General features: G+C 41.1%; 10 protein-coding genes. 4 read left to right on the forward strand and 6 right to left on the reverse strand.

The window, feature by feature from the left end; genetic code table 11:
• Positions 1-183: 183 nt before the first annotated feature.
• The 4 genes from BMX50_RS10945 to BMX50_RS10960 form a co-directional block, all read right to left on the reverse strand.
• Positions 184-3,246, reverse strand: a complete 3,063-nt coding sequence (locus BMX50_RS10945; protein WP_091210562.1) for an efflux RND transporter permease subunit — start codon at positions 3,244-3,246, stop codon at positions 184-186.
• A complete protein-coding gene (locus BMX50_RS10950) occupies positions 3,243-4,322 on the reverse strand; it encodes an efflux RND transporter periplasmic adaptor subunit (protein WP_091210563.1) in 1,080 nt (359 codons plus the stop codon). Before BMX50_RS10950 ends, BMX50_RS10945 begins: the two co-directional genes overlap by 4 nt.
• Positions 4,323-4,333: 11 nt before the next feature.
• Positions 4,334-5,713 (reverse strand): TolC family protein, encoded by a 1,380-nt coding sequence (locus BMX50_RS10955; RefSeq protein WP_091210564.1) that lies wholly within the window; start codon positions 5,711-5,713, stop codon positions 4,334-4,336.
• 148 nt (positions 5,714-5,861) lie between these two features.
• Complete coding sequence (locus BMX50_RS10960) at positions 5,862-6,473, reverse strand: TetR/AcrR family transcriptional regulator (protein WP_091210565.1); 612 nt, start codon at positions 6,471-6,473, stop codon at positions 5,862-5,864.
• A gap of 729 nt (positions 6,474-7,202) precedes the next feature.
• Here BMX50_RS10960 and BMX50_RS10965 point away from each other — a divergent pair.
• A complete protein-coding gene (locus BMX50_RS10965) occupies positions 7,203-8,621 on the forward strand; it encodes a pectate lyase family protein (protein WP_091210566.1) in 1,419 nt (472 codons plus the stop codon).
• A 119-nt stretch (positions 8,622-8,740) separates the two neighbouring features.
• On the opposite strand, the gene BMX50_RS10970 is transcribed toward BMX50_RS10965, so the two are convergent.
• Positions 8,741-9,703: a hypothetical protein gene (locus BMX50_RS10970; protein ID WP_091210567.1), complete on the reverse strand. Its 963-nt coding sequence runs from the start codon at positions 9,701-9,703 to the stop codon at positions 8,741-8,743.
• A gap of 3 nt (positions 9,704-9,706) precedes the next feature.
• Positions 9,707-11,137, reverse strand: coding sequence for an MBOAT family O-acyltransferase (locus BMX50_RS10975; protein ID WP_091210568.1), 1,431 nt, complete (start codon positions 11,135-11,137; stop codon positions 9,707-9,709).
• 396 nt (positions 11,138-11,533) lie between these two features.
• On the opposite strand from BMX50_RS10975, the gene glmS reads away from it, so the two are divergent.
• The 3 genes from glmS (at position 11,534) to BMX50_RS10990 (ending at position 16,788) form a co-directional block, all read left to right on the forward strand.
• A complete protein-coding gene (glmS, locus tag BMX50_RS10980) occupies positions 11,534-13,372 on the forward strand; it encodes a glutamine--fructose-6-phosphate transaminase (isomerizing) (protein ID WP_091210569.1) in 1,839 nt (612 codons plus the stop codon).
• Between the two features lie 309 nt (positions 13,373-13,681).
• Positions 13,682-14,443: a polysaccharide biosynthesis/export family protein gene (locus BMX50_RS10985; RefSeq protein ID WP_244280944.1), complete on the forward strand. Its 762-nt coding sequence runs from the start codon at positions 13,682-13,684 to the stop codon at positions 14,441-14,443.
• An 11-nt stretch (positions 14,444-14,454) separates the two neighbouring features.
• Complete coding sequence (locus tag BMX50_RS10990; protein ID WP_091210571.1) at positions 14,455-16,788, forward strand: GumC family protein; 2,334 nt, start codon at positions 14,455-14,457, stop codon at positions 16,786-16,788.
• The last annotated feature ends 204 nt before the right edge of the window (positions 16,789-16,992 follow it).

A 16,992-nucleotide genomic window follows, 5' to 3' on the forward strand; every position in this document is an offset into this window, starting at 1 on the left:
TCTGGAGTAATACTGAATAAACCCGCCTTTGCAAAATCATTAATCAACTGATAACCATACATTAACATTAGCAAGGATAATCATCGGTTTTGTGAATATTTTAAACACATATTGAGCATATGCAGTTAACAAATTATACAAACCCCGGCAGCATTTTATCAAGCTGCCGGGGTTGTAATAACTTTAATGCGCCATTTGCTCATCGGCCGTAATAGCCGGCGGAATCAACTCGTAAACTATGGGCGTTACTATCCTCGACAATAAAGTAGAACTAATCAATCCCCCAATAAGCACTATAGCCAATGGAGATATTAAAGGGTTTGTTGAAATAGCAATTGGTATCAACCCCCCTATAGCTGTAAGAGAAGTTAGTACGATAGGTAAAAACCGCACCTCACCAGCTTCACGGATGGCATCCTGCAAACTCCGGCCTTGCTGTCGTAACTGATTGGTAAAATCAACCAACAAAATGGTATTCTTAACCTCGATACCAGCCAATGCTATCAAACCTATAATAGCAACAAACGACAAAGAGTTACCTGTAACCCAGAGTGCCACAGCTGCCCCTACTACCCCCAGCGGAATAACTGAAAGAATAATCAATGTACTTTTAAAGGTTTTAAACAATAACACCAGCACTGCCACGAACACGAATACAGTTACCAGAATAATACTCATGAAGCCGCCAAAGGAGTTGTTTCTGGATTCAACCTCACCACCCATTTCATAGCTATATCCCGGCGGTAATTTCAGCTTATCCATTTTTTGCGTTACGTCATCAATTACCCGGCTCACCAAAAAGCTTTTTTGCACATTGGCCTGCACCGATACTACACGCTTTTTTTCCTGGTGATTGATAACCGCCGGAGATGCTTCCAATTGAAGGTTGGCCACCTGGTTAAGCGGCAAGGCGTTGCCCTGTGCATTGTTCACATACAAATTGCGGAAGGCATCCATACTTGGGCGACCTTCCTTAATCCGCGTAAGCAAAACGGTATAACCATACTTATTATCATTGTTGTAGTATGTACCCATGTCGAGACCGGTAACAGCCAGCCTTGCAATTTGGTCGACAGCTAAGGAATTGACACCCAGTTGCTGCGCCTTTTCTTTGTTTACCGCTATGCGAATATCGCTTTTCAACAAGCTTACTGGGTTATTTACATACATGGTACCCGCCGTTTGGTGCAGCAGTTTTTCAACTTTAAGCGAGTAGGCACGCAGGGTATCCAGGTTGTCACCAAACAAACGCACTTCTATCGGTGCAACTACCGGCGGCCCCTGTTCAAAGTTTTTCACCTCAACCTTAGCACCGGGATAATGGACCCAGCGGTTCTGTAATTTCTGGATGAGTGCGAGCTTTTCATCCGGCCGGGTATCATTATCAAGCTGCACAAATAACTGCGCAAAATCGCTGCGGTTGTTTTCGGCAATCACATTGTAGTAGATCCGTGGGTTACCATGGCCAACATTCGTAGCATAGTATTTAATAAGAGATTCCTGCTTTAACTGTTTTTCTATCTGCCTTGTAATAGTATCGGTATAAGGCAAATTAGACTGATTGGGGGTAGTGATATTGATCAGGAACTGCGGTTTCTCTGAAGATGGAAACAGGCTAAAACCTATAACGCCGAATAAATAGATAGAAGCTGTAAACAATACAACAGCAACACCGATAGTTAAAAACGGTTTCTGTAATGCTTTATCCAATAAACGTGCATAGCTACCGTGGATCAACTTTTTCAATCCACGCATGATCAGGTTGCCATCCGGGTGACCGGTATGATTTTTCAGCAAACGGCTTGACAGGAATGGGATAAACGTTAAGGATACCAGCATTGATGCCAATACACAGAATATTACGGCTAATGGCAAACACCTGATGAAATCGCCGGAACCTTCGGGTAAAAATACCAGCGGCATAAAGGCTATGATCAGGATAACGGTACAACCAACAACGGCTTTACCAATTTGACCGGTAGCCTTCAAGGTAGCCTCAAGCCTGCTATGCCCTTCCAACATCCAACGTTCAATGTTTTCAACCACCACAATGCTATCATCAACCAAAAGCCCCAACGCCACAACCAAACCTACTATGCTCAATTGGTTAAGATTGAATCCGAAAAGCTGTAGTAATACAATACCTATAGCTAATGAAAGCGGAATAGAGATCATCACGATAACCGCCGGGCGAAATCCTAAAGGCATTAATGTAACAGCTACCAATAAAATAGCAATGATAAAATCATGACTTAAGCCAGTTAAACGCCTGTTCACGTTATCGGCCTGGTCAAAATTCTGTACCAGATCGATATTAGCAGGCATCAGTTTTTTGAAGTTTGTAAGTACCTTGCTGTAATCAGCCTGGGTTTTATTGATGTTTTCGCCATCCTTTTGGGCGGCTACCACAAATACGCAACGATGGCCGTTGAGGCGGGTGATATGTTTTTCTTCACCATAGCCGTAATATACATGTGCCACATCTTTTAGCAAGATGTTTTTGCCATTGGCTGCATAAACAACAGTACCGTTCACAGCATCAAGGCTGCGGTAATCATTACTTTTAATATTGAAAGTTAAATGCGCTGCATCAATACTACCGCCGGGTATACTCGCCATTTCGCTGTGCAGGCTGTTTACAACCGAGCTTACAGGCAGGTGCATCTGTGCCATTTTTTCCAGATCGAGCTCAACACGTACCTGCTGATCGGGCAAGCCGTAGATTAATACTTGTTTCAATGATGACACCTTTTCCAGCTCGTCCTGCAGTTTCTCGGCGTAATGTTGTAACTGGCTACGGGCAGCGTTTTCAGATACCAGCGCAACCTGCAAAACATTTACATCTGTAGGCTGCTGCTTTTGAATTTCGATACCCGCCACATCCGTTGGCAGTTCGCTCCGCTTATTATTTACTTCGCGAACAATTTCCTGGTATTTAGAGTCGATATTGCTGCTGTACTTATATTCAACCCTTAATACAGCCACGCCGTTTGAGATGGTGGTACGAATGCGTTTAATATCATCCAAGCTACCGATTGTTTTCTCCAGAGGCGTTACTACCCTATCCTCAATATCCCGCGGACTTGTACCCGGATAATTAACGATAACCAGGAAGGAAGGCGGGTGCATTTCGGGGTCTTCAGACCGGGGCATGTTCAGCATGGTTGTGATCCCTAACGCTATGATCATGATAAAGATCACGAGGGTAAACTGGCTGTTTTTCACAGCATAATCCGAAATCTTCATCTGGCCGCAGTTTTAGGTGATTTAACGGTTATTGCGCTATTATCAGTAAGATAAGCCGAACCTGAAATGATCAGTGACTTTGCATCGGCCAGGCCGCTGCTGATGGTCACCGTATTTTTGTCGATACCGGCTACAGTTACTCTTACTTTATGGGCGGTTTTGTTATCGTCGGTTACAAATACATAGCCGCTATTGCCGTCGCCATCTAACAGCGCGTCATAAGGGATCTGCCATGTGGCATTGCCGGTATCGGTAGGTCGTGCAGGTATTATAGTAGCCTTACCAAACATGCCTGCTGCTACAGCCTGAGGCTTTTTACCGGTGATGGTGATATCTGCACTAAAAGTACCGGTAGAGGCATCTACCCCTTCAGATTTACGGCTCACAGTGCCCTGCAATTCCTGCCCCGGCATTGCCGTAGTTTGAATAGTTGCCTTATCATTAAGTTGCAGCACAGCCCATTCACTGTCGCTGATCCCTACGCGCAGCATCCATTTGCCGGCTTCGGCGCCATTGGTTTGCAATACAGCCGAACCCGCGGTAACCTGCTGACCAACATTGGCCAGCTTATGCAAAATATAACCATCCTTTGGTGCCCGGATCTCCGAATACTGGCGGTTAAACGTTGCCGTTTTTAATTGCTGTTGAGCCAGCAGCAAAGCGGTTTTACTATTTTGTAATTGTTCTAATGTAGCTACACTGTCTTTATACAGGTTTTGAGCACGCTCATAATCACGCTGCGCTTTTTCTGTTGCCAAACTGGCCTGTTGTACCTGTGCATTGATTTCGGTGGGATTAAGCGTTGCCAGTAGTTGGCCTCTTTTTACAGCATCGCCTTCTTTAACATTAAGGCTGCTGATGATACCGCCTATCTTAAACGAAAGCATTACCTCGTCATCGGTAGTAAACTGTCCTGATACGGCCATGGGGGCGCTGCTCCCCTGCTGCTTTAGCTGTATAACCTGTACAGGAATAGTATCGGCCCCGCCCTCGTTAGTAGCAATGGGCGGATGTGATTTGCAGGCATACATCAATGGTATGAACAGCAATAAACCGGTGTATTTAATTTTTTTCATATCGATCTGTTTTAGTTGGAGTTGTTAATTGGATAAGTAGCCTGATCACGTTCAAGTTCGGCAAGGGTAATTTGCAGGTTGGCCTGCGCACCGGCCATTTGCAAACGTGCACCTGTTAGCTGGTCTTGTGCATCTACCAGTTCAAGGTAAAGGAGCTGCCCGGCACGGTAAGCTTTTAGCTGGTCATTATAATATTTAGCGGCAAACTGAAGCTGCGCAGTAACACTTTTATACGCAGCCTTAGCCGACTCATAATTATTATAAGCCTGATCGAGCTGTAACTGTAAAGATTGTTCGGTTTGATCCAGCTGGGCTGTTGCGGCATTATAATTGGCCCTTGATTGTTCGGCTTTATACTTGCGCTGTCCGCCGGTAAAAATGTCCCATTGCAGGTTTACACCCCACAAATAGTAGCGGGTTTTATTGTTCACATTAAAATCAAAGCCCTGCGAACCGAGATCAATAAATGTATTGAGCTTAGGTATAAAGCCTGATCGTTGCAATTTATAATCGAGCGTATAAACCTGCTGCAGCGTGCGCAACTGCTTTAACTCCTCGCGTTGTTTTGTTCCTACCGAAGTATCGGGGGCCGCAATAATATCGGCTACAGCCTCGGGTTCAACAATAATTGTATCCTGCAAAGGGCGGTTGAGCAAAAAATTAAAATATGATTTAGCGTTTTGCGTACCATGTTGTGCCTGGATCAAAGCGGCGTTGGTTTTCTCTTTTTCTGTTTGAGAGCGTAATAAAGCAGTCCCGTTCCGTACGCCATTGCGCAGCATGCTTTCATTTTCGCGGATGTTTTCTTTGATCAGAACCATCGCGCTGTTATAAGTTGCTATGCTTTGCAACGATTGATAATACCGGTAATAAGCCGTTTTAATATCTTTTACCAAGGCTCTTTTATAAACGTTTACCGCTGCCTGCTGGCTGGTTATCAGTTGTTGTTTGATGAGTTTATTGTACCTGATCTCGGCATTGATAAGGGGCAGTGATGTCCGTACCTTTGCATCATAAAAATTATCCGGATTGAGCAGAAAGGATTCGTTTTTTAACTGAGGGAACTTGTTCGAGTTGGTTAGCTGATTCAATGCAGTATAAACAGGGTTAACCAAATCACCTACCGGAACATCGATAGTGCGTCCCCCTGATGATTTTGTATAACTACCAAGTAAACTTACTGTGGGCAGGTACATAGCTTGCGCCTCTTTCAAAGCTGCCATTGCCTTATCCAAATCAAATTGCTGCTCCTTTAAGCCCTGGTTTTGAGCAAATGCCGTAGCGATATAATCATCAAGCTGTTTATGGCTGCTTTGCCCCCAAGTACTTATTCCCAGCGACATGCATATCGCGATGATGGGAATTGACTTTATCTTGAACGATGTGTACATAATGAACAATGTTTAGTATATAAGTAAAAAAATTATGTGACAGAATACATTCAGCGCCACTAACACTATGTGAAGCACACTGAACCAGTATTTTTTATTAACAATTGTTTAACAAATGAACGATGTTTAGTTATAGAGCAAAAAAATATTAAATTGTTACAGCTGCTAAATAATCTTCCATTGATTTAATCAAAATTTGAGGTATAGCCTCTTCGGGCTGATCCATGATTTTTAACCGGCAACGTAAATTTAGCGATACTAAACCATGTGCCGTTGCCCATACCAATAACGAAGCTTGTTCCACATCATTGATGCGCAGCAACTTTTTATTGATACAATCAGAAAGGCAATCAACCAAAAAAGCAAAACAATTACCTCCGTTAGCCTTATGGATCTCTTCATCCACATTCATCGGCGCGCGGATAATGAACATCAGATCGTAAAGTTCGGGGTTTTGAAGGCCAAAATTAATATAAGCCCTACCCACCTGCCGCAACTTTTCAAGCGGATCGGTACTGGTAGCCTCATTTTTAAAAACCTCCAGCAACTGGCCATAAGCCTCACCCTGCACTTCATATAAAAGTTCATCCTTATCCTTGAAATATAGATATATAGTACCGGGACTATACTCTATAGCCTCAGCAATGCTGCGAATAGATGTTTTGGCGTAACCATCCTCCAGGAACATCTTCATAGCGGTAGCTCTTATGAGCTCCCTCATTTCCGTTTTTTCCCGTTCCTTTCTGTCAGTTACTCCCATGATCAATTAATACGCTGCAAATATAATGAACGGTGTTCATTTTTCATAAACCCAGGCTTCATTTTACAATTCTAAAATAAACGGGCTCTTAGAGGCTGTTTAAAAACGATAGTTTTTGAATGTAGAAACGCATAATTGCGTCTTCCGCTTGCAATTTACGGCAGCATAGACGCTCTTAAAATCGGCTTGTCCTCGGGAAGATGCCATTATGCGTCTCTACAAAAATACTTTCTCTCATTTTTAAACAGTTTCTTACATCTTAAACAAAATCAAAATTATTTTGTTAACTTGCTATAAATCAAACCTTATTAGCAAAAAACAAATTACTTACACCATCGCAGTCAGAAGCAATTAATGTGAAGATGTTAAAATCGGAGAAAAAACATTGACAATATGACAATTTTTCTCTCTAACATTAACATTTTGTGAAGCAATTTTCACATTTGAGGTTCTTAATTGTTGGTTAAAAAAACGAGATAAAACGCCTGCTTCAAACCTCTGGCAACGAAAATCCGGTTTTCGTCTGAGCTAAAATTGTCATAGAAATGTCACGAAGTGTGTAATTCTTTACAACTTTATGTTTTACACATACACACAATTTTATACGTTTAAACAACAGTATAGCCGCTTTTTGAACTATCTACGCTTTTAGTCTATATCTTTAGGAAAAAATTAACTGTAATTTTTAATATAAGACCGCGTTTCGAGGGCTTAATTAAAAATTATAACATGCAAAAAACAAAATCTTTAAAAAAAATGACTCTTGGTAGTTTGGCATTGAGTACGCTTATCCTAATTGGGAGTTGCTCCAAAAATGCAGAGACACCAGTAACCGTTCCAATTAATGATTTAAATGCCAGTCAAAGCCTGGCGACAACAGCCACCACCCCTACCGTTTACACGATCGATCCTTCTTCGATCAGACAAGACGAAGGCTACTCTTACAAAATTAGCCCTATTCCTGTAGACGGAGATTCAAACACAGCGCCAACCGCGTCAACACTTAAAGTTTATGAAAACGGTGTTGCATTAGGTCCGGCCCACTCGGTTCATACTGACATCAGAGATCTTGGTAAAGGTCGTTTCAGTCACTGGGCCAACGGATTGTACTTTTCAACTTCCGACAACAGCAGCCCAATCACAAACGGAAGAAAGTACACTTACACCCTTACCGGTACAGCAAGCAGCGGTACAACAACCACTGCTCCGGCTACAGGTAACTCAACAACAGCAACCGGCTCGGTATTAAGTACAGTATTAACCGGTTACGCTGCTGTTAACGGAACAACAACTGGTGGTAAAGGTGGTACCACAGTAACTGTAAACACACTTGCTGCGTTCAAATCTGCCGTGGCAGGCAATTCGCCCAAGATTGTGTATGTTTCCGGAACAATTAGCGGATCAGGCTTAACTCCAGTGTATGTTGGTTCAAATACCACCATCATCGGTAAAACCGGCGCCGTTATATCGAGCCTGAACCTTTACCTTTTTACTGTTAGCAACATCATCATCCAAAACGTTACGTTTAGAAACTATGTAACTGAGTGTGGTATCTATGTTAAATTCCAATCACACCACGTTTGGATTGACCATTGCGATTTTGCTACAGACCGCAGCCATGGCTGGGATTACTGGGGTAAAGATATCGGCGTTGCCGAAGGTTCTGACTACGTAACCATTTCATGGAACAAATTCCATGACACCTACCTGTCATTGCTTATCGGTTCGGTAACAAGCGACGCTGTTGCAGCCAATACCGGCAAATTACACGTTACCATTCACCACAACTACTGGTACAATGTGTCTGAAAGGGAACCAACTTTGGTATTCGGCAGCATCCACATGTACAACAACTATCACTTAAACAATGATGGTTATTCTATCGGCGCAAGGTATGGTGGTACAGTAAGAACAGATAATGAGTATTTCTCAGGCTGTAAAAAACCACTTACTACTAACTTAGATGGCGACCCTGTAGGTTACTTCAGCGGTACAACAACTAACGTTTATTCTAATTGCGGTAAAAACGACATTACCTCATCTTTATCAACCTGGGTACCGTCTTACTCTTACACTTCATTGCTTGATGCAGCTGCCAACGTTCCGACAGTGGTAACAGCAGGAGCAGGTGTTAAAACAGTTAATTAATTAAATTATTTATCCACGCTTAAGCAATTAAGCAAAAGGCCGCTTTATGATATTCATAGAGCGGCCTTTTTTATAGTTTTGGATTGCGCTGTGCAATATTAATTTTGAGCTATCGGGTTTTAGTTTTTACTGAGGTATTGAACGTTAACTGCCGGGCTTAATTTTTTTTTCATAAAGGCAACTATAGTGTCAGTATATAAATCAGCTCCCCTGCTGTTTAAATGTGCCCTGTCTGAATAATATTCCGGGTTCTTAAAATATACATCATTTGTAAAATCATGAAAAATAACGTTGTTACTATTGCAGATACTCTTCATTTTCAAGTAAGAATTTTGTTGGGTATCGTCGTTGTACCTTGGCGATACAAATACAAACAATTGAATTTTTTGCCGTTTGCATTCATTGATAAATAAGTTCAGCGCCCCTACGTTGTCGGCAGATAAGCTATCAGAATATGGTTTAATTGATGTTTTGGTAGAAACCCTGCTTGCGTCCATTTTATTATCCAAGGGGTTAAAGCCCATAATAGTATTACCCGATGATAAAAAGTAATGCTGAAATATAGAAACCACCTGACCATTATAGCGGTAAGTTTGAAGATTACTTTTCAATAATTCCAGCCGGCCTTTCTTCTCAATCATATTTTCAACCACTTTTGATTGTTTTAAATAAGGCAACAGAATTGACAACCGGCTCTTCTCATCCTCTTTTTCACTTAACACATCGCTGGTTACATCTAAAATAACAACCTTGGGAATGTGCCGCTGCAATGCCAGTTCAAAAATGGCTGTGCTGTACAAAAGTCCTTCGCCATCTCTGCCCCCGTTAAAGCAACTCAATTTCAAACTGTCTTTTATCAATGATGGGTTATAGTGGTGCGAAGCCCTTGAACTGCCTAACACCAGAACATCCTCATTTAAATTATAAACTACATGATTAGCCACGGCATATTCGCCCGAACCCTGGTGGGTAAAAAAATAATAAAGCGTAGCTCCGGCTATCTGATCAACGGCTACAAAAGCTACAGCCATCATTAACAACCGGATAAAAAACTTATTGCTATTTCCTTTCAACTGCTTCATAGTTTAAAACTGAAAATAAATGAACTGTCCGCCATCAAAAACGCCAAATAGCAGGATTATAAAAATCAAGCCTAAATAGGAAGCCATACGGATGCCCCAATTTTCATTATGCAGAAAACGCAATGAATGAAGATTGTACTCTTGTTTTACTTCATAGATAAACAAGGCCGCTATCGCCATAAAATCATACAAAAAGTAAGCAGGCTCGCCAATGAAAAAGCCGGGCTTATAAATGAAAATACCTTTCAACAAGCCCCAGGCCTGGGGCAATGAAACGGCTCTGAAAAAAATCCAGCTTATAGTAACCAGCAAAATTGTAAAAGAGATGTTTAAAAAGTTGGCAAAAAAGCCGGTTCTGAAACCCAATTTCTCTGCTACAGCGGCCCTCCATTGCTGAGTAGCCATTCCGCAGATGAGGTAAAACCCGTGTAAAGAGCCCCAAACAATAAATGTCCAATTGGCGCCATGCCACAGCCCACTGATCATAAACACGGCAAACAAATTGAAATATAACCTTCCTTTACTTACCCGGTTGCCACCTAAAGGGATGTATACATAATCTTTAAACCAGGTTGAAAGTGAAATATGCCACCTGCTCCAAAACTCGCTTATACTTTTTGCAAAATATGGCCGCCTGAAATTTTCCATTAACTTAAAGCCCATTACCCTGGCGCTTCCTATGGCTATATCTGAATATCCTGAAAAATCACAATAGATCTGCACTGCAAAAAACAAAGAAGCCAGCACAATTGTGGCCGAGCCGTGCTCGGGATAGTTGCTGAAAACGGTTTTTACATATATGGATAACCTATCGGCAACAACTACTTTTTTAAAAAAGCCTATCAGCATCCTTTTTAACCCTTCAGAAACATCCAGTGTATTAAAATGATGTTGTTCTTTAAACTGGTGCAACAGGTTTTGAGGCCGTTCAATAGGCCCTGCAACTAATTGCGGATAAAACATTACGTATAAAGCATAAATACCGAAATGACGTTCGGCCTTTTGGTGGCCCCGGTAAACCTCAATGGTGTAACTCATGGCCTGAAAAGTGTGAAATGACAACCCTATCGGGAGCAGGATCTGTAAAAACGGAATTGGGTTAGTGTACCCCATCCAGTATAATATCCCCGATAAATTGGCATTAAAAAAGTTAAAATATTTAAATACTGCAAGTACCCCAATATTTGCCGTAAGGCTAAGTATTAACAGTAATTTCTTTTTTTTAGGATCGTTAACTTTTTCAAGATAAATACCTGCTGTATAGTCAATTATTATGGTAAAAAACAGGATAAGTATGTATATGGCTTTAAAGAACATATAAAAATAGCAGCTTGCCGAAAGCAGCAGCAGCCACCTGAATTTATGTGGCAACAAGAAATATAAAACTGTTACTACAGGAAAAAACAGCAGAAATGTAAATGAATTGAATATCATTGTCAGTTACTATTGGTTAACTAAACCTAACTGAAAATAAAATGATATAAAATAGTATAGCTGCAATCGTATATCATTCTGTAAAATCAAGCAACAAACTTTACAACCAAAATATGGGCTGCAATTTCCAAATTCAGGGATATCGGTAAGATAACCTCATGTAAACCTGTTCGCAGCTCATTTAGCAAGAAATATATTCAACTGCTTTACCATTCCTTAACGGCCAGCTAAAATGTAAAGCAATTTATATCCTTTTACATTTTTAAACGCGTAAAATGCAGCCAGATTTACAATTTACGGGCAATTGAACAGGGCTTATATTTTATTGACAGCTGATTAAATAATTTTACTCACCAAGTAATTATAAACTGAATTATCATTTAAAGCCTTAAAACTATGTGCGGAATTGTTGGTTACATCGGGTCAAGAGATGCGTGGCCGGTTGTGTTAAACGGTCTCAAACGATTAGAATATCGTGGTTACGATAGCGCTGGTATTGCTATCATCAATAATGCAGGTTTCAATGTGTATAAAAAAACCGGCAAGGTGGCTTGCCTTGAAGCCCACACAGCCGATAAAGACAAAAGTGGCCATATCGCCATAGGGCATACCAGGTGGGCCACACATGGCGCCCCGTCTGATGCAAACTCCCATCCACATAGTTCAAATGATAACCGCCTGCACATCATCCACAACGGCATCATCGAAAACTATCTGATCCTTAAAGAAGAGCTGCTTGCCCGCGGACATACTTTTAAGAGCGAAACAGATACCGAAGTTCTGATCCATTTAATTGAAGAAATTCAAAATATCGAGCAAACAGATTTGCTGGAGGCTGTCCGCCTCGCTTTAAATACGGTGATAGGCGCGTATGCCATAGTAATTATGGACCGGGGAAACCCTGACCAACTGATTGCCGCCCGGAAAGGCAGCCCGTTGGTTATTGGCGTTGGGCAGGGTGAGTATTTTATTGCATCAGATGCCACACCTATTATCGAATACACTAAAAACGTAGTGTATTTAAAAGATAACGAAATAGTTTTGGTAAAACCCGATGCGTTATTAATAAAGAAACTGGATAATGTTGTGCAAACCCCATTGATCCAGGAGCTGGAACTTAAGCTTGAATCATTAGAAAAGGGCGGCTTTGAACACTTCATGATGAAGGAGATTTTTGAGCAGCCACGATCAATAAGAGATTGTATGCGCGGCCGTATTTTCCCGCTTGAAGGAAAAGTAGAATTGGGCGGCATCAAACAGTATACCGACAAGCTTAAAAATGCAGAGCGGATAATTATTATTGCCTGCGGTACCTCATGGCATGCCGGCTTAACCGGCGAATACCTTATTGAAGAATACGGGCGTATTAAAGTAGAGGTTGAATATGCCTCCGAATTCAGGTACCGTAACCCTATAATTACCGATAAAGATATTGTGATGGCGGTATCACAATCTGGCGAAACTGCTGATACATTAGCAGCCATTGAGATCGCCAAGGAACGCGGCGCAACAATTTTGGGGATTTGCAACGTTGTTGGCGCATCAATTCCACGCGTAACCGATGCAGGCGTTTATACACATGCCGGACCGGAGATTGGTGTAGCATCAACAAAGGCCTTTACAGCGCAGGTCACCGTTTTAACTTTAATAGCATTGTACATAGCACAGCATAAAGGCACGCTAACTCCAGCCAAACTTGGCAGTTTGTTAACCGAGCTTGATACCATTCCCGATAAAATACAAACGCTGTTACAGGATAACGATTTGATTGAAGACATCGCATCCAAAATAAAAAATGCACCAAATTGCCTGTTTTTAGGCAGGGGCTTTGGTTTCCCGGTGGCATTGGAAGGGGCACTAAAATTAAAAGAGATCTCTTACATTCACGCTGAAGGTTACCCTGCTGCCGAAATGAAACACGGCCCCATTGCTTTAATTGATGAGCAGATGCCGGTGATCTTCATCGCCACAAAAAACTCATCATACGAAAAGGTGATCAGTAATATACAGGAGGTTAAAGCACGAAAGGGAATAGTGATTGCTATTGTTACCCAGGGAGATATTAAAGTAAAAAACATGGCCGATTATTGTATCGAAATACCCGATGCCGACGAAGCATTTCTGCCGCTCCTGGCCACTGTACCGCTACAACTTCTATCCTACCATATAGCCGTAAAACGGGGCTGCAATGTTGATCAGCCCCGTAACCTGGCCAAATCAGTTACGGTAGAATAATCTGTATAACTAACCAACAAATACCCCAAAAAAAGCAGGCTTAAACCTGCTTTTTTTATGCGCAACGCTTACCGGTTGTAACTGTATTTATATGAGAAATGTAGCTAAAATACCTATATAATACACTTTTTTCACAACCCTTTACACATGTCTGCTTTGTGGCTTTACATGTTCTGTAAAGACTAAGATACAGGTTTACAAAAAAACGGCAATCGCCTAAAATCGTATACTATCAATGCCCAAATAGATAAATTTGATTAACCAAATAAACCAGTTCAAAATAGTTTCATAAACTCTCTTAAACTATTGATGATGAAGAAAATTAATATATACTGTTTCATTACAGTTATGCTGCTGATAACCGGGTGTGCCGGTAAACGTGATTTAGTTTATTTCAGCAATATGGCAAATACAGGTGCTGTAAATAATAATATGGCAGGAGCTGCAATTATCCATCAAAAAGATATTTTAAGTGTAACTGTTAACAGCTTAAATCCCGAATCAAACTTGCTTTTTAACGGAAACAAAAATGCAGGTGCAGCTAACCAGTCAACCAATGGAGGATATAAAGTAAATGAAAATGGTTTCGTGAATTTACCGCTTATCGGCGATTATAAAATTGAAGGGCAAACTATTGAAGAGGCACAAACCGAAGTAGCAAAAAGGCTATCTGCTTTTGTAAAAAACCCGGTGGTTGCTATCCAGCTTTTGAACTTCAAAATAAGTGTTATAGGTGAGGTTAACAAACCATCATCATTCATAATAACTGATGAAAATGTAAACTTACTTGAAGCATTAGGTATGGCCGGGGATATGACAGTTTATGGAAAAAGGGAAAACGTGCTGGTGATCCGCACTGAAAACGGACACAGAACAATGAACCGCCTTAACCTTAATAAAGTTGAGTCAATGGATTCCCCTTACTTCAATCTTAAACAAAATGACATTGTTTATGTGGAGCCTGATAAATCAAAAGCGGTTGAATATAGCCAGAACACACGCCTGGCACCAATTGTGGTCGCTTCAATTTCGGCATTGGCTGTATTGGCAGCAGTGCTTTTAAGGAGATAAATATAGTGTTAATGATACCTAACAATGGTGATATGGATAACAATTTTATTTTAAAAGAGCCTTTGCCAGGCAACGCGTTCAGGTCAAACATCAGGCCCTATTTAAGTGGCTGGTATATATTCCTGATAAGCATGGTTATTTGTTTAGCCGCTGCATGGACATACCTGAACTATGTTACCCCGCTTTATAAAATAACAAGTACCCTCCAGATACCCGACGATAAAAAAGGTGATGGTATTTTAAAAGCAACTGCGTTTAGCGATTTGAACATGTTCCAGGAAACCAAAACCGTGGATAACGAAATGGAGGTACTCCGTTCAAAAGACCTGATTTATAAGGTTTTTGCAAAACTAAATATGGAAACCTCATATTTTGATGAGAGCGGCCTTACAACAAAGGAGCTATATGGCGATGAACGGCCTTTCAAAGTCACCATACTAAGGCTGGGTAAAGCTGCATATCTGAAACAATTATACCTGCAGCCATATACGCAAGGTAAGTTTTTGCTTAAGGAAGATAAAAAAGTCTGGATCTACAATTATAACCAACCAATTAATCATAAAGATTACTCATTTAAGGTAGAAAAAGGCCCTGCTTATTCCAACAATGAAACGCCTATACTAATTCAGTTTAAAAACCTGACCAGGCTTGCCGCCGCATACAGCGCGGGATTGTTTCAGGTTAACCCCGTTATTAAAGAATCAAACACTTTAACCTTAAGTTTGGTTGACGCAGTTCCTGAAAGAGGTGTTGATATTTTAAACAACATCATATCTACTTACAATGCCGAAAATGTTGTTAAGAAAAATGTTACGGCTGTAAATACAATATTATTTATAGATAAAAGGTTACACGATTTAGAGAATGACCTTTCATTTACCGAAGGTGACATTGAAACATTTAAACAAAGAAACGGCGCTGCGGAAATAAACACAAGCACCCAGGTAAACCTGACAAAATCTGCCGAATATAACCAGCTGCTTGAAGAATCAAACACTCAATTGGGTATAGTGAATTCAATTGAAGCGTATTTAAAAAGCTCGGCTAACCAATATAATGCTGTTCCCAGCACCATGGGGTTAAAAGATCCGGCATTAAACACATTGGTTAGCCGTTTCAATGATCTTCAGTTAGAAAGAAACCGCATGCTTACCAGTGCAAACCTGGCTAACCCGCTTGTTCAAAACCTGAGCAACCAGATAGCTTCCCTGCGTGTAAATATTCTCGAAAACTTAACCAACATCAAAAAAGGATTTTCTATCGGGCACCAGTTACTCCGGGAAAATTCTGCACAGTATGACTCCCGTATCCGTTCGGTTCCGACAATTGAGCGGGGGCTTTTACAGCGAAGCCGCGAGCAAGGTGTAAAAACCAATCTCTATCAATATTTGCTGCAAAAAAGAGAAGAAACAGCTTTGTCTTTATCAGCTACGATCCCCTCTTCACAACTGATTGATAAACCTGCCGCTAACCCGGTAGCTGAGTTTCCCAAACAGCAACTCACCTATTTATTCGCAATTATTGCCGGATTGCTTATACCTGGTGTTTTCATCTTCCTGAAGGATAAATTCAGCTTAAAAATTAAAGATCAGTCAAGTTTACTTAACATAAAAGGAGTTAAAATCCTTGGCGAGTTATGCCATAATACTGAAGATAATAGTTCTGTAGTTATATCAAACGGAAGTAATACCAACATTTCAGAACTATTCAGGTACATCAGGAGCAACATCGGCTTCCTCAACAACGGCACGCAGCATAAAACGATGCTTGTTACGTCGTCAATGAAAGGCGAAGGCAAAACCTTTTTCAGCATCAACCTGGGATTAACCCTTGCTATGCTCAACAAAAAGGTATTGATTATGGAGTTTGACCTTCGCAAACCCGATTTGCTGAAAAACATTAACATGGAGCAAACCAAAGGCATTACTGATTTTATTACCGGTAACACCAATTCGCCTGCCGAATGTATCCAGGCTTATAATGAGGCCGACAATCTTTTTGTGATGGGTGCAGGAAGCAAAGCAATTAATCCAGCCGAATTATTATCAGATAAAAGACTCGACCTGCTTTTTAGCTGGTGCAAAACCCAGTTTGATTATATCGTGCTTGATACATCGCCCGTGGGCGCCGTGGCCGACGCTTTTAGCCTGGCCAAATACGCCGAGCTGAGCATATATATTGTACGCTATAATTATACCAACACCGAACAATTAAGTATCCTGAGGGATATTTACGATAATGAAAAATTAAAAAACCTTATGGTAGTGTTTAACGATGCGAAGAAAGAAAACAGGCAGGCTTACGCCTACGGTGGCTATGGATACGCATCGGCGTATGGCAGCTGATAGCTTTCATTTATACATACCATAAAGTCGGGGCAATATGAGTTGTGAACTGTTTAGTTCGACTATTTATTTGAATAAAGCTGTTCCGTGTGACTGAATTGGCGGAGCCGCAAGCAACCTGAGTTGCAACTGTTATGAACCAAATAACCGGGTAAAACCGGAGAGTATATAAACCGTTAATTCGACTATTTTTTACTTACCATA

The organism is Mucilaginibacter gossypiicola (assembly GCF_900110105.1).
Classification (GTDB): Bacteria; Bacteroidota; Bacteroidia; order Sphingobacteriales; family Sphingobacteriaceae; genus Mucilaginibacter; species Mucilaginibacter gossypiicola.

Coding starts and splice junctions, on each gene's coding strand:
- BMX50_RS10945 (WP_091210562.1), bottom strand. CDS start 3,246: ATGAAGATTTCGGATTATGCTGTGAAAAACAGCCAGTTTACCCTCGTG.
- BMX50_RS10950 (WP_091210563.1), bottom strand. CDS start 4,322: ATGAAAAAAATTAAATACACCGGTTTATTGCTGTTCATACCATTGATG.
- BMX50_RS10955 (WP_091210564.1), bottom strand. CDS start 5,713: ATGTACACATCGTTCAAGATAAAGTCAATTCCCATCATCGCGATATGC.
- BMX50_RS10960 (WP_091210565.1), bottom strand. CDS start 6,473: ATGGGAGTAACTGACAGAAAGGAACGGGAAAAAACGGAAATGAGGGAG.
- BMX50_RS10965 (WP_091210566.1), top strand. CDS start 7,203: ATGCAAAAAACAAAATCTTTAAAAAAAATGACTCTTGGTAGTTTGGCA.
- BMX50_RS10970 (WP_091210567.1), bottom strand. CDS start 9,703: ATGAAGCAGTTGAAAGGAAATAGCAATAAGTTTTTTATCCGGTTGTTA.
- BMX50_RS10975 (WP_091210568.1), bottom strand. CDS start 11,137: ATGATATTCAATTCATTTACATTTCTGCTGTTTTTTCCTGTAGTAACA.
- glmS (WP_091210569.1), top strand. CDS start 11,534: ATGTGCGGAATTGTTGGTTACATCGGGTCAAGAGATGCGTGGCCGGTT.
- BMX50_RS10985 (WP_244280944.1), top strand. CDS start 13,682: ATGATGAAGAAAATTAATATATACTGTTTCATTACAGTTATGCTGCTG.
- BMX50_RS10990 (WP_091210571.1), top strand. CDS start 14,455: ATGATACCTAACAATGGTGATATGGATAACAATTTTATTTTAAAAGAG.